This is a genomic window from Enterobacter cloacae complex sp. P13B, from assembly GCF_014895915.1.
Taxonomy (GTDB): Bacteria; Pseudomonadota; Gammaproteobacteria; order Enterobacterales; family Enterobacteriaceae; genus Enterobacter; species Enterobacter bugandensis.
Window position 1 is genome coordinate 1 of the sequence record NZ_JADBQN010000031.1, and the last position, 753, is coordinate 753.

At 38.5% G+C, this 753-nt stretch carries 2 protein-coding genes; both read left to right on the forward strand.

The annotated features are described in order from the left end of the window. The coding region (locus IM273_RS13680) for a NucA/NucB deoxyribonuclease domain-containing protein (protein WP_305043780.1) at nucleotides 1-435 on the forward strand (435 nt) is incomplete at its 5' end. After that, on the forward strand, nucleotides 435-753 hold a 319-nt coding region (comJ, locus tag IM273_RS22450), incomplete at its 3' end, for a competence protein ComJ (protein WP_226857945.1). The genes IM273_RS13680 and comJ, both read left to right, overlap by 1 nt.

Below are 753 nucleotides of genomic sequence, written 5' to 3' on the forward strand. Positions count from 1 at the left end.
ATAGGGCTGGCGGGGGGGATTAACTTATATAAATATACTGTTAACCCTCTTACCTGGATAGATCCTCTGGGTTTAGCTGGTTGCACTTTAACAAAATCGAAGTCAAAAAATTACGAATACGTTTTGAAATTGAAACGTTCTGAATATCCTGCAACGTTTGGTCACATATCAGACGCGATCGATTTAGGACATGCAAAGGTTGTAACAATTCAACGAGGCACTGCGAAAGCTAACAGGAAAACGAGTCTAAAAAATATCAAAACAAAGCCTGGTTATGATCGTGATGAATGGCCTATGGCAATGTTTAAAGAAGGCGGTGATGGCGCTAGCGTAAGATATATAGATCCTAGTGATAACCGTGGTGCAGGTTCAAGTATTGGTAATGTTTTATCAGAACTGCCAGATGGAACAAGAATAAAAGTCGAGGTAATATAATGAGTGATAAGAGCATGCAAACAGTAGATCTACTTATTTCGCATAGTCAAATAGTGTTACGATCCCGAGATTATGACGAAAAACTGAGTCAGTGGGGAAAAGGCAATGTTTCTCAAGGTGCTGTTCTACACAAGGATTATGTTATATTCGATCCATTACCAGAGGACGCGTTTGGAGCAAACGTCAATATCAAAAAAGATAATGCTTTCAAAATGGATGAAAATGCTCAGCGCTGTATTGTTGTGCCATTTTTCATTACGGATAAAGATAAGCTGCAAATCGCTTCTGCAACTGAGAAATTCGATTTAAATATAGATG